This is a genomic window from Psychrobacter sp. DAB_AL32B (assembly GCF_002224105.1).
Lineage (GTDB): Bacteria > Pseudomonadota > Gammaproteobacteria > Pseudomonadales > Moraxellaceae > Psychrobacter.
This window is the reverse complement of sequence record NZ_NEXU01000169.1, coordinates 1-375: the sequence shown is the minus strand read 5'-3', so window position 1 is coordinate 375 and position 375 is coordinate 1. Positions and strand designations below refer to the sequence as shown.

Here is a 375-nt window from a genome sequence, read left to right as displayed (position 1 = left end):
TCAACCGCGCGGTAACCTTCTTTTGCAAGTAATGCACGCTGGGTGTTGATATCGAATTGATCACCAACACTAAGATCAAAATGCTGCCCAATCAACCAGCTGGGCGGTGCCACTCGATGCATCAATGCCTGTACCGAGATTAGCAGCACTCCTGAGGTTGGCATATCCGTCAGCAGGTTAATGCGCTCGCTCACGATGTCTTGATGCGGTGACAGCTCATCATACGTCAGTGTCTCCCAATCGGGAAATACATAGGCATCGACCCCGCAAAACGCCAATTCCGTCTCTATTTGATTGAGCTGATTTTGGTCGCGTGTCACCACGACTTTGAGGCGGTCAGCAACATTCCATATCGGAGCCTGAACCAAACTTGCC

1 pseudogene is annotated in these 375 nt (G+C 50.7%); it reads right to left on the bottom strand.

Annotated elements, in window-relative coordinates:
• Positions 1–375 (bottom strand): annotated as a pseudogene (locus CAN34_RS13845) (transcription-repair coupling factor); the annotation flags it as partial.